We start from the raw sequence: 10,513 nt of genomic DNA, 5'->3' as shown, positions 1-10,513 counted from the left end.
CTGCGGCTTGCACGCCGATTTCGAGCCGCACCTGCAGTTGATCCGGATCAAGATGGCGCGGGGCACCCTGGACAGCAGCCGGGGTGCCGCCATGACGGTCGGGCAATGCCGTGCCRCGATGGCGCGCGGTACCCGCCTGGTCACCCGGCTGCCGGGCAATGTGTTGCTGCTGGGAGAGACCGGCATGGGCAACGAGGCGGCTGCCTTGTTGATGAGCCGGCTCACCGGCGTGCCGATCGCCGAATGCACGGGCTTCGGCAATGCGGGTCGGGCGAGGGAGTTCGCGGTGCTGCAGGGCGCACTGGATCTGCATGCCGGCATCTCCAGCCCGGTGGCAGCCCTGACAGCCCTGGGGGGCCTGGAGATCGCCGCGCTCGTCGGGGCGGTGCTCCAGGCGGCGCGACAGCGCCGCGTGATCGTCGTCGGTGGGTTCATCACGACGGCGGCCGTGGCGGTTGCCGCCAGGCTGGCACCGGCACTTCTGGAGTGTTGTGTCTTCTCGCATGGCTCGCCGGCGAACGGGCACGCACGGTGGTTGCAGATCCTGGGCGCCGAGCCCCTGCTCGATGCAGCGCTGTGCACGAGCGAAAGCTGCAACGCCGTGCTCGCCTGGCCCTTGCTGAAAGCGGCTGAACAGCTGCTCGGTGCAGCGGCACAGGCCGACTAGGGGCCTGTCAACACGACGGGATGTCACGCCGCAGTCATGCGGCCGTCACGACACGCGGCTCCAATGAAAACCTTTACATCGAGCCCCGGTCCCCCGAGTGAGCATCATTGCCGTCGCCCAACGAGCGGGCGTGTCCATCGCCACCGTGTCGCGCGCCTTCAACTCGCCCGACCTGGTGACGCCCGCCACGCGCCAGGCCGTCGCAGCCGCTGCCGACGCGCTGGGCTACGTGCCGAACCTGAGCGCCCGAACGCTGCGCACCAGCCGCAGCCGGACGCTCGGCGTGCTGCTGCCGACGCTGCACAACCCGGTCTTCGCCGAGTGCCTGGCCGGCATCGCGATGGCGGCTGCCGAGGCCGGCTTCTCGATCCTTCCCGCGACCACCGACTACGACGAGCAGCGTGAGCAGCACGGCGCGCGGGCCCTGATCGCGCGAGCGGTCGACGGCGTCATCCTGACGGTGGCGAACGCCGCCGGGTCGGCGACGCTCGATCACCTGCGGCGCGCCGGCCTGCCCTACGTGCTGGCCTACAACCGGCATGCCGACCACCCCTGCGTCTCGGTCGACGGCCGCGTCGCGATGCGCGAGCTGGTCGAGCGGCTGGTGCGCGACGGCCACCGCCGCATCGCGATGCTCAGCGGCACGCTCGCGGCCTCCGACCGGGCGCGCCAGCGCTTCGGGGGCTACGAGGAGGCGATGCGCGCGATCGATGCCGGGCCCGAACTGATCGAGGTGCCGTTCGTCGTGTCGGCTGCCGACACCCTCGCCGTGCGCCTGCGCAGGCCGGTGCGCCCGACCGCGATCGTCTGCTCGAACGACCTGCTGGCGGTGCGCTGCCTGCGCGCCGCGGCGCTGGCCGCGCTGTCGGTGCCGGCGGACCTCAGCGTCGTCGGCTTCGACGGCATCGGCATCGGCGCCGACCTAAGCCCGTCGCTCGCGTCGATCGCCCAACCCAATGCTGGCATCGGCCACGAGTGCGTGCGCTGGCTGGTCGGCGCCATCGAACGCGGCGGGTTCCCGAGCGCGGCCGACAGCATGACGCTGGCCCACCAACTGCGCGCCCTCGAGTCGCTCGGCCCGATGCCATCCCTTTCCTGACATCCCCTGAAGTCCACCCAAGGAGTACCCCGATGAAACCCCTTCGCCTCATCCTTCGCGGCGTCGCCGCGGCCGCCCTGCTGGCCAGCGCCGGTGCGTTCGCGCAGACGGCCATCTGCTACAACTGCCCGCCGGAATGGGCCGACTGGGCAAGCGAGCTGCGCGCGCTGAAAGAGAAGACCGGCATCACGGTGCCGCCGGACAACAAGAACTCCGGCCAGACGCTCTCGCAGCTGGTGGCCGAGAAGGCCAACCCGGTGGCCGACGTCGCCTACTACGGCGTGACCTTCGGCATCCAGGCCAAGAAGGAAGGCGTGACCGCCGCGTACAAGCCGGCGGCCTGGGCCGAGATCCCCGACGGCCTGAAGGATCCCGAGGGCCACTGGTTCGCGATCCACTCCGGCACGCTCGGGTTCATGGTCAACGTCGACGCGCTGAAGGGCAAGCCGGTGCCGCGCAGCTGGGCCGACCTGCTCAAGCCCCAGTACAAGGGCCTGGTCGGCTACCTCGATCCGGCCTCGGCCTTTGTCGGCTATGTCGGTGCGGTGGCGGTGAACCAGGCGCGCGGCGGCACGCTCGACAACTTCGCGCCCGGCATCGAGTACTTCAAGGCGCTGCAGAAGAACGAGCCGATCGTGCCGAAGCAGACCTCGTACTCGCGCGTGCTGTCGGGCGAGATCGCGATCCTGCTCGACTACGACTTCAACGCCTACCGCGCGAAGTACAAGGACAAGGCCAACGTCGAGTTCGTGATCCCGGCCGAAGGCTCGGTCGTCGTGCCCTACGTGATGAGCCTCACCGCGCACAACCCGAACGGCGACAACGGCCGCAAGACGCTCGACTTCGTGCTGTCGAACGAAGGCCAGGCGATCTGGGCCAACGCCTACCTGCGCCCGGTGCGCGCCTCGGCGATGTCGAAGGATGCGCAGTCGCGCTTCCTGCCGGCCGCCGACTACGCCCGCGCGAAGCCGGTCGACTACGTGAAGATGGCCGACGTGCAGAAGGCCTTCTCCGAACGCTACCTGCGCGAAGCCCAGTGATCGCTGCGTTCTGCCTGGCGCCGGCGGTCGCGCTGTTCGCGGCCTTCTGGCTGCTGCCGATGGCGCGGCTGGCCGCCCTGCCCGCGGCCGGCGGCTGGGCCGCCTATGCCGCGGTGCTCACCGAGCCGCGCTACCTGCGCAGCCTGCTGCAGACCACCGGACTCTCGCTCGCGGTCACGGCGGCCGCGCTGCTGCTGGCCGCCGGCGTCGGCCTGTACCTCGGGCGCCGGCGCTTCGCCGGACGGCGCCTGCTGCTGTCGGTGCTGACGCTGCCGCTGTCGTTCCCGGGCGTGGTGGTCGCCTTCTTCGTGATCCTGATCGGCGGCCGGCAAGGGCCGGTCGCGTCGATCAGCGAATCGCTGTTCGGCGAGCGCATCACGTTCGCGTACGGTTTCGCGGGATTGTTCCTCGCCTACCTGTACTTCTCGCTGCCGAGGGCGGTCGCCGCGTTCACCGCCGCGGCCGAGACGCTGGAGCCGCAGCTGGAAGAAGCGGCGCGCTCGCTCGGCGCATCGCGCTGGCAGGTGGCCGTGGACGTGTGGCTGCCGGCGCTCGCGCCGACCGCGATGGCCAGCGGCGCGATGATCTTCGCGACCGCGATGGGCGCCTTCGGCACCGCCTTCACGCTGGCCAGCCGCTTCGAGGTGCTGCCCATCACCATCTACAACGAGTTCACCAACTACGCCAACTTCAAGACCGCCGCCAGCCTGTCGCTGGCGCTCGGCCTGATGACCTGGGCCGTGCTGTTCGTGGCGCAGCGCGTGGCGGCCCGGCCGGCGGGAGCGGCGGCATGAGGCAGCTACAGCGAATCGAATCGCCGTGGCTGCTGGGCCTCACCGCCCTCGTCACGGTCTTTACCGTGCTGCCGATGCTGCTGTCGGTCGGCGCCGGGCTGGTCAACAACTTCAGCGCCGGGCTGGCGAGCGGGCTCACGACCCGCTGGCTGCTGGAGGTCTGGGCGCTGTACGGCTCGACCGCGTGGCGCTCGGTGCTGCTCGCCCTCGCCTGCGTGGCCTGCACGCTGGCGGCCGGCGTGCCGTGCGCCTGGGCGCTGGCCGGCAGCCGCTCGCGGGCGGCCCGCGCCTTCGAGGAGCTCATCACGCTGCCCGTCGCGGTGCCGGGGCTGGCCACCGCGCTGGCGCTGATCCTGGCGTATGGCGAGCTGCGCGGCTTTCGCCAGAGCTTCGCCTTCGTGCTGGTCGGGCACGTCATCTTCACGCTGCCCTTCATGGTGCGCACCGTGGCAGCGGCCTTCCGGCGCGATGAGCTGGCCTCGCTCGACGAAGCGGCCCGCTCGCTGGGCGCGGGCTTCGCGCAGCGCTTCCTCGGCGTGCTGCTGCCTGCTGTCGCCCCGTCCATCGTCGCCGGCTGCCTGATGGTGTTCACGCTGTCGATGGGCGAGTTCAACCTCACCTGGATGCTGCACACGCCGCTCACGCGCACGCTGCCGGTGGGCCTGGCCGACAGCTATGCGTCGATGCGCATCGAGATCGGCTCGGCCTACACGCTGCTGTTCTTCCTCGTCATCCTGCCGGTGCTCTGGGGCATGCAGGCGGTGGCCCACCGGATCGAAAGAAAACATGGCTCCGCTGCCTGAACCCTCCGCCCCGACCCGCATCGCGGTGCTCGGCTGTGCCAAGACCTACGGCGGCGCCGCGCCAGCGCTGCAGGCCACCTCGCTGCAGGTGGAGCCGGGCGAGGTGCTGGCACTGCTCGGCCCCTCGGGCTGCGGCAAGACCACGCTGCTGCGCGTGATCGCCGGCCTCGTCGCGCCCGACGCCGGCGGCAGCATCCGCTTCAACGACGAGGACGTGACCCGGCGCCCGATCGAGACCCGCGGCGTCGGCATGGTGTTCCAGCACTATGCGTTGTTCCCGCAGATGAGCGTCGAAGCCAACATCGGCTATGGCCTCGCGATCCGGCGCCTGCCGCGCGAGCAGGTGCGCCGCCGGGTCGGCGAGCTGATCGACCTGGTGCGCCTGAACGGCCTGGAGCAGCGCCGGCCGGCGCAGCTGTCCGGCGGGCAGCGCCAGCGTGTCGCGCTCGCCCGTGCCGTGGCGGTGCAGCCGCGCGTGCTGCTGCTGGACGAGCCGCTGACCGCGCTCGACGCCAAGCTGAAGGAATCGGTGCGCAGCGAGCTCGCCGGCCTGCTGCGCCGGCTGCGCATCACCGCCGTGCACGTGACGCACGACCAGCATGAAGCGATGGCGCTGGCCGACCGGCTGGCCGTGATGCACGCCGGGCGCATCGTGCAGGTGGGCGATGCCGAGTCGCTGTACCGGCGGCCCGCCCACCCCTTCGTCGCCGAGTTCCTCGGGCGCGTCAACCGCCTGCGCCGCAGTGCGCAGGACGTGTCGGACGGCATCGTGCGCCTCGCCGGCCAGGTGCTGCCCTGCCCGCCCGGCTGCGCCGCTGCGGCCGAGCTGCTGCTGCGGCCGGAAGACATCGCCTTGCACCCCGGCGGCGCGGCGCAGGTCGCGCGCCGCGTCTTCCTCGGCGAGCGGGTGCAGCTGCAATTGCACACGCCCGACCAGGGTGAGATCCTCTGCGAGGCCGGCAAGGAATCGCCGTTCGTGGCCGGGGACGCCGTGGGCCTGGACGTGAATCCGGCGCACCTGATGCCCGCCACCTCATCGTGAAATAACCCCACCGTGAAGCCCCCATGATCCGAACGCTCGTCCAACTCAGTGATCCGCACATCAAGCTGCCCGGCACCCAGGCCTACGGCCGCGTCGACACGGCCCGTTTCCTGCGCGAGGCCGTGCAGGCGGTGGGCCGGCTRAAGCAGGCGCCGCAGGCGGTGGTGCTGACCGGCGACCTGACCGACTTCGGCCGGCCCGACGAGTACCAGCACCTGCGTGAGCTGCTGCAGCCGATCGAGTGCCCCATCTACCTGCTGCCCGGCAACCACGATGAACGCGAGGCGCTGCGCGGGGCATTCCCCGGGCACGCCTGGCTGCGCAACGGCACGCCGTTCGTGCAGTACGCGGTCGACCTCGGCGGGCTGCGGCTGGTCACGGTCGACACCGTCGTGCCGGGTGCCTCTCACGGCGAGGTCTGCGCGGCGCGCCTCGAGCAACTGGCGCAGCTGCTGGCGCAGGACACGGTGACGCCCACCCTCATCGCGATGCACCACCCGCCGTTCCGCACGATGATCGGGCACATGGACGAGATCGGGCTGCGCGATCCAGGCGGTGCGCTGGCGGCTGTCGTCGCCCGCCATCCGCAGGTGCGCCGCGTGATCTGCGGGCACCTGCATCGCCTGATCCAGGCGCCGTGGGCGAACACGATCGCGATGACGGCGCCGTCGACGGCGCACCAAGTGTGCCTGGATCTCGCCGAAGACGCACCCTCGGCGTTCGCGATGGAGCCGCCCGGCTTTCTGGTGCACGCGTGGTCCGAGGAGGGGGACGTCGTCAGCCATGCCATGCCGATCGGCCGGTTCGAGGGGCCGTTTCCGTTCCACGCGGATGACGGTCAATTGATCGACTGAGGTTTTCCGGGCGATGACGGTGGTAAAGCGCGGTCAATGTTCCACGGCCATCGTTTGACCCGAATTAACCACCTGCCGCGGCCCGCCTTCCTACACTCGTCGGCATCCGAGCGAAGGGGCGTGTCATGGCGAAGAAGCACACGGGGCAATGTGCCTGCGGCAGTGTCAAGTTCGAGTTCGACATCGATCCCGGCTTCGTTGCCGTGTGCCACTGCCTGGACTGCAAGCGCGCCACCGGGGGCGAGGCCGCCACCTTCTTCGGCGTGCCCGAGAGCGACTTCAGGTTGATCAGCGGCCGACCCAAGGCGTTTCACTACATCGCCGAGTCGGGCAAGGGGCTGGATCGGAACTTCTGCCCTGACTGCGGTGCGCGGGTGTTTTCCACCCACCTGGAGAGCTTCCCCGGAACGGTCTTCGTCACGCTCGGCAGCCTCGACCAGCCGGCAGGGATCGAACCGATGGTCGAGATGTTCACGAAGCGCCGCCTGGCGTGGGCCCTCCCGCTCGAACTGCCGCAGTTCGAGGGCATGCCGCACTGAAATTCAAGGAGATCCCCATGAGCGTCCCGCACGTCCTGTTCATCATGACCAACACGGCCGTGATCGGCCCCCACCACCGCGCCACCGGCTTCTTCTTTTCGGAAGTGGCCCACCCGTTCGAGGTCTTCGACCAGTCCGGCGTCGCGGTGGAGTACGTGTCGCCGCGGGGCGGCCAGCCGCACGAGGATGCCTTCGACGAGAAGGACGCCGCGCATCGCGCCTTTCGCGCAAGCCGCTCGATCCGGCGGATGGCGCGCAGCCGCCGGCTGTCCCAGGTCGACGTGCTGGACTACGACGCCGTCTTCATCCCCGGCGGGCTGGGCCCGATGGCCGACATCGCGACGGATCCCGACGTGAAGCGCGCCGTCGCCCGCGCCTGGAACGCCGGCCTCGTGGTGGCCGCCGTCTGCCACGGCCCGTGCGCGTTCCTCGGGGTGAGGCTGGAAGACGGCACGCCGCTGGTGCGCGGGCGGCGGCTCACGTCGTTCTCGAATGCCGAGGAAGACGGCTATGCCAGCGACGACGTGCCGTTCGCGCTGGAAAGCGCCCTGGTCGAGGAAGGCGCGAAGTACGAGTCGACCGCGGTCTGGCAGCCCCGGGTCGTCGTCGACGGGCGGCTGATGACCGGGCAGAACCCGGCGTCGGCCGGCCCGCTCGCGCAGGCGATCGTGGAGGTTCTCCGCAAGGATCTTCGGTGAACACGACAGGACCGATCACCGTCGTCGCACGCTGGCAGGCGAATGCCGGCGCGGTCGACAGCGTGCTGACACTGGTCGCCGAGTTGCGCCCGCCCACGCTCGCCGAGCCGGGCTGCCTGGGCTACGACGTCTTCCGCGGCATCGACCCGCCCGGCGAGCTGCTGCTGGTCGAGCGCTACCGCGACCAGGCCGCGATCGAGGCGCACCGTGCCTCGGCGCACTACCAGGGCGTGGTGGTGCAGCGCATCCTTCCGCTGCTGTCGAACCGCCGGGTCGAACTGCTGCGATCGATCGAGTGAGATGACCCGACAGAGGCCCTGACCCGACAGAAGAGGGTGGTGTTGAAGATGCACTGAGCAGAGAATGCGTCCCTTCTGGACGCGAGTACTTCTCGGCTCGGGATGCGCAACCTCGGACTGCCCCTCACGCACGTTTCGCGCAGGCAGGCCCTCCAGGCCGTGGCCGGCGCCGCCCTGGCGCTGTCGCTGCCCGGCCGGGCGCGGCCGCCTGGCCTGGCGGGCGACACCGTCACCTTCGTCGTCCCGTTCGCACCGGGCGGCGCCACCGACCAGCTCGCCCGGCTGCTCGCAGCGGACCTGGGCACCCGGCTGGGCCGCCGGTTCGTCGTCGAGAACCTGCCCGGTGCCAGCGCCACCATCGGTGCGCGATCGGTCGCGAGCGCGGCGCCCGACGGCAACACGCTGCTCTACACGACGGCCACGCCGCTGTCGATCAATCCCCACCTCTTCACCGCCCTGCCCTACGACCCCGAGCAGGCCTTCGCGCCGATCGCGCTGACCGTGCGGCAGCCGCTGGTGGTGGTGGTCGGCAGCCTGCAGGGCATCGGCACGCTGCACGAGCTGGTGGCTCACCTGCGCAGGCACGCGACGAGCAGCAGCTACGGGTCGTATGGCCACGGCACCGCCAGCCACATTGCCGCGGCGCTGTTCGTGCGCCAGGTCGGTGCTGCCGGGCTCGCGCACATCCCCTACAGCGGCCCGCTCGCCACCGCCGACCTGGTGGCGRCCCGCACCACCTTCATGGTCGATTCGTGGAGTGCGGTGTCGCAGCTGGTGGCCGCCGGCAAGCTGCGGGTGCTGGCGTCGTGCGACACCGAAGCCCTGCGGTGGTTGCCGGGCGTCTCCAGCGTCGCCAGCCTGCTGGGGCTGGCGTTCGAGGTGTCGACCTGGAACGGCCTGTTCGCACCGGCCGGCACACCGGCCGGGATCCTCGACCGGCTGAACCGCGCGATCGCGGCGACGCTGGCCGGCGACGCGGTGCAGCAGGCGGTCGCCGCGAAGGGCCTGATCCCGTACCCGCCGATGCCGCGCAGCGAGGTCGCGGCCTTCGTCGCTGCCGACCGCCGCCGCTGGAAGCGCCTGATCCACGCGGCCGGCATCGAGCCCCAATGAACCACCCCGCATCCGCCCACCGGGTCTTCTGCTTCGGGCCGTTCCGCCTGCTGGCGCAGCAACAGCTGCTGCTCGAAGGCGAGACGCCGGTGCGCGTGGGCAGCCGGGCCCTCGAGGTGCTGCGCACGCTCGTCGAATCGCCCGGCACCCTCGTCAGCAAGCGCGACCTGATGGCGCGCGCCTGGCCCGGCATGGTGGTCGAGCCGAGCAACCTGAAGGTCACGATCGCGGGGCTGCGCCGTGCGCTCGGCGATGGCCGGCCCGGTCACCGCTACATCGCCAACGTCACCGGGCTGGGCTATCGCTTCGTCGCGCCGGTGCGCCGCATGGACACCGACGAGCGCGACGGCAGCGCCCATCCGGCGCGCAGCAGCGGCCTGCCGCAGTCCGCCACGCGCCTGGTCGGCCGCGCCGAGGTCGTCTCGGCACTGGCGCGCACGCTGCCCGAGCGGCGCATGGTGACGATCACCGGTGCCGGCGGCATCGGCAAGACCAGCGTTGCGCTGGCGGTTGCCGCGGCACTCGCCGAAGGCCATCCGGACGGCGCGCACTTCGTCGACCTGGGCCCGCTGGCCGATCCGCGCTTCCTGCCGATGGCGGTGGCCAACGCGCTCGGGTTCGCGATCCATGGCGACGATGCGGCCGACGCGCTGGTCTCGGCGCTTCGCCCGCGCCGGCTGGTGCTGGTGCTCGACGGCTGCGAGCACCTGCTCGACGCGGCGGCAGCGCTGGTCGATCGCATCGTGGCCGGCGCGCCCGGCGTGCTGGTGCTGGCGACGACGCGCGAGCCCTTGCGCATCCGCGGCGAGACGGTGCACCGCCTGGCCCCGTTGCCGGCGCCGCCGCCGCATGCGCAGCTCACCGCCGACGAGGCGCTGGCCTTCCCTGCCGTCGAGTTGTTCGTTCAGCTCGCCGCGGCCTGCCTCGACGGGTTCAGCCTGTCCGATGCGGATGCACCCGTCGTCGCCCGCATCTGCGAGCGGCTCGACGGCATCGCGCTGGCGATCGAGTTGACCGCGACCCGGGTCGAGGCCTTCACGCTGCGCGAGCTGTCGCTGCTGCTGGAAGACCGGCTGCGCCTGCTCGGGCTCGAACAACGTGGCGTGGCGCCGCGGCACCGCAGCCTGGCGGCGGCGCTCGCCTGGAGTCACGACCTGCTGGCGCCCAACGACCGCATGGCGCTGCGCCGCGTGGCGGTCTTCGCCGGTTCGTTCACGCTGGCCTCGGCCACCGCACTGGCCGGCGACGACTGCGACATGGTGGCGGCCGTCGAGAGCCTGACGGCCAAGTCGCTGGTCTGCGCCGACGTGCGCGGCGCCGAGGTCCACTACCGGCTGCTCGACACCACGCGCGCCTTCGCCACGCAGAAGCTGCACGACAGCGGGGAGGCGAGCGACCTGCACCGGCGCCATGCGGAGCACCTGGTCGACGTGCTGGCGCGCGTCGAACGCGAGGCGCGCCACCAGCACAGCGCCGACTGGGTGGCCGCGCACGGCCACCGCGTCGACGACGTGCGCGGCGCGCTCGCCTGGGCGTTCTCGCCCGCGGGCGACCCGCGGCTGGGC

Annotated in this window: 12 protein-coding genes; all 12 read left to right on the top strand. The window is 71.4% G+C overall.

The genetic code is table 11. The features are described 5' to 3' along the window. Positions 1-667: nicotinate-nucleotide--dimethylbenzimidazole phosphoribosyltransferase (locus AC1D15_RS08595; protein ID WP_477825653.1), on the top strand; the 667-nt coding region annotated here is incomplete at its 5' end. Between the two features lie 97 nt (positions 668-764). Further along, positions 765-1,766 (top strand): substrate-binding domain-containing protein, encoded by a 1,002-nt coding sequence (locus tag AC1D15_RS08590; RefSeq protein WP_477825652.1) that lies wholly within the window; start codon positions 765-767, stop codon positions 1,764-1,766. A 32-nt stretch (positions 1,767-1,798) separates the two neighbouring features. Then, positions 1,799-2,806, top strand: a complete 1,008-nt coding sequence (locus AC1D15_RS08585; protein ID WP_477825651.1) for an ABC transporter substrate-binding protein — start codon at positions 1,799-1,801, stop codon at positions 2,804-2,806. Then, the gene (locus AC1D15_RS08580; protein WP_477825650.1) at positions 2,803-3,600 is read left to right on the top strand and encodes an ABC transporter permease subunit; all 798 of its coding nucleotides are present in this window, start codon (positions 2,803-2,805) and stop codon (positions 3,598-3,600) included. The genes AC1D15_RS08585 and AC1D15_RS08580 overlap by 4 nt, the downstream gene beginning before the upstream one ends. Next, on the top strand, positions 3,597-4,403 hold the full coding sequence (locus tag AC1D15_RS08575; protein ID WP_477825649.1) for an ABC transporter permease: 807 nt from the start codon (positions 3,597-3,599) through the stop codon (positions 4,401-4,403). The genes AC1D15_RS08580 and AC1D15_RS08575 overlap by 4 nt, the downstream gene beginning before the upstream one ends. After that, positions 4,387-5,445 carry an ABC transporter ATP-binding protein gene (locus AC1D15_RS08570; protein WP_477825648.1) on the top strand — a complete coding sequence of 353 codons (1,059 nt, stop codon included), beginning with the start codon at positions 4,387-4,389 and terminating at the stop codon, positions 5,443-5,445. Before AC1D15_RS08575 ends, AC1D15_RS08570 begins: the two co-directional genes overlap by 17 nt. A gap of 23 nt (positions 5,446-5,468) precedes the next feature. Further along, a complete protein-coding gene (locus AC1D15_RS08565) occupies positions 5,469-6,299 on the top strand; it encodes a phosphodiesterase (protein ID WP_477825647.1) in 831 nt (276 codons plus the stop codon). 125 nt (positions 6,300-6,424) lie between these two features. Beyond that, the gene (locus AC1D15_RS08560; RefSeq protein ID WP_477825646.1) at positions 6,425-6,838 is read left to right on the top strand and encodes a GFA family protein; all 414 of its coding nucleotides are present in this window, start codon (positions 6,425-6,427) and stop codon (positions 6,836-6,838) included. Positions 6,839-6,855: 17 nt separating this feature from the next. Then, positions 6,856-7,536, top strand: a complete 681-nt coding sequence (locus AC1D15_RS08555) for a type 1 glutamine amidotransferase domain-containing protein (protein WP_465113464.1) — start codon at positions 6,856-6,858, stop codon at positions 7,534-7,536. Further along, positions 7,533-7,835 carry a putative quinol monooxygenase gene (locus tag AC1D15_RS08550; RefSeq protein ID WP_477825645.1) on the top strand — a complete coding sequence of 101 codons (303 nt, stop codon included), beginning with the start codon at positions 7,533-7,535 and terminating at the stop codon, positions 7,833-7,835. The genes AC1D15_RS08555 and AC1D15_RS08550 overlap by 4 nt, the downstream gene beginning before the upstream one ends. Before the next feature lie 159 nt (positions 7,836-7,994). After that, positions 7,995-8,948 (top strand): Bug family tripartite tricarboxylate transporter substrate binding protein, encoded by a 954-nt coding sequence (locus AC1D15_RS08545; protein ID WP_477825644.1) that lies wholly within the window; start codon positions 7,995-7,997, stop codon positions 8,946-8,948. Further along, on the top strand, positions 8,945-10,513 hold a 1,569-nt coding region (locus tag AC1D15_RS08540; RefSeq protein WP_477825643.1), incomplete at its 3' end, for an ATP-binding protein. The genes AC1D15_RS08545 and AC1D15_RS08540, both read left to right, overlap by 4 nt.

Source organism: Rhizobacter sp. P2_H2, assembly GCF_056403375.1.
This window is presented reverse-complemented; position numbering and strand designations above follow the sequence as displayed.